The 1,266-nt window shown below is 67.5% G+C and carries 1 protein-coding gene; it reads right to left on the bottom strand.

Annotated elements, in window-relative coordinates; all coding sequences use genetic code 11:
* Positions 1-1,266: allantoinase AllB (gene allB / locus QK290_RS18445; protein ID WP_282332121.1), on the bottom strand; the 1,266-nt coding region annotated here is incomplete at its 5' end.

Genomic DNA, 1,266 nt, shown 5'->3' with positions numbered 1-1,266 from the left:
TCAGACGCCGCCGCGGCGGATCAGCTTGCCGCTGGGCGTGCGGCCGTCGATCTCGCTGCCGCGAAGGAACGTTTTGCGGACGACGCCGGAGAGTGCTTTGCCGTCGTAGGGCGTGATGGGGTTCTTGTGCTTGAGCTTGGTGACGTCGACGACGAAAGCGTCATCCGGCGCGAAGATGGAGAAGTCCGCGTCGTAACCGAGGGCAAGCTGGCCCTTGTTGTGCAGGCGGGCCAGCTTGGCCGGCTTCTCAGCCATCCAGGACACCACCTGTTCCAGGGTGATGCCGCGGTGCCGGGCCTCGGTCCAGATCAGGGACAGCCCCAGCTGCAGCGATGAGACGCCGCCCCAGGCCACGGCGAAGTCGCCGTTTTCCAGGTCCTTCAGGTCCAGGGTGGAGGGGGAGTGGTCCGAGACGATGCAGTCGATGGTGCCCTCCTGCAGGCCCTTCCAGAGCAGCTCGCGGTTGGAGGCCTCACGGATCGGCGGGCAGCACTTGTACGCGGTGGCGCCGTCGGGGATTTCCTCGGCCATCAGGGTCAGGTAGTGCGGGCACGTCTCCACGGTGAGGTGAACGCCGTCGCGCTTTGCGCTGGCGATCATGGGCAGCGCGTCGGAGGACGAGAGGTGCAGGATGTGGGCGCGGGCGCCGGTCCAGCGGGCGCGCTCGATGACCTCGGCGATGGCCTTGTTCTCGGCGCCGCGCGGGCGGGAGGCCAGGAACGTTTCGTAGTGGTCACCGCCCGGGTGCGGGGCGCGGTCGATCGCGTGGGAGTCCTCGGCGTGGACGATCATGAGGGAGTCGAAGGACTTGAGTTCGGCCATGTCCTCCTCCATCTCGTCTGCTTCGAGGTGCGGGAATTCGTCCACGCCCGAGTGCAGCAGGAAGCACTTGAAGCCGAAGACGCCCTCGTCATGGAGGCCGCGGAGGTCCTTCTTGTTGCCCGGTACGGCACCGCCCCAGAATCCGACGTCCACAAACGCCTGGTCCTCGGCCACTTCGCGCTTGAGCTTGAGGCCTTCCACGGTGGTGGTGGGCGGGATGGAGTTCAGCGGCATGTCGATGATGGTGGTGACACCGCCGGCGGCGGCTGCGCGGGTGGCGGAGGCGAAACCCTCCCACTCGGTGCGGCCGGGCTCGTTGACGTGGACGTGCGTGTCCACGAGGCCGGGGATCAGGGTTTCGTCGTCGGCCAGGTCAATGACCTGGCCGCCGGTGAGGCCGTTGCCGAACGGTTCGATGGCGACGATCACGCCGTCGCGGATGCC

It is taken from the genome of Pseudarthrobacter sp. AL07, from assembly GCF_029960665.1.
GTDB lineage: Bacteria > Actinomycetota > Actinomycetes > Actinomycetales > Micrococcaceae > Arthrobacter.
The sequence above is the reverse complement of the archived record's forward strand: the minus strand, read 5'-3'. Positions and strand labels throughout refer to the sequence as shown.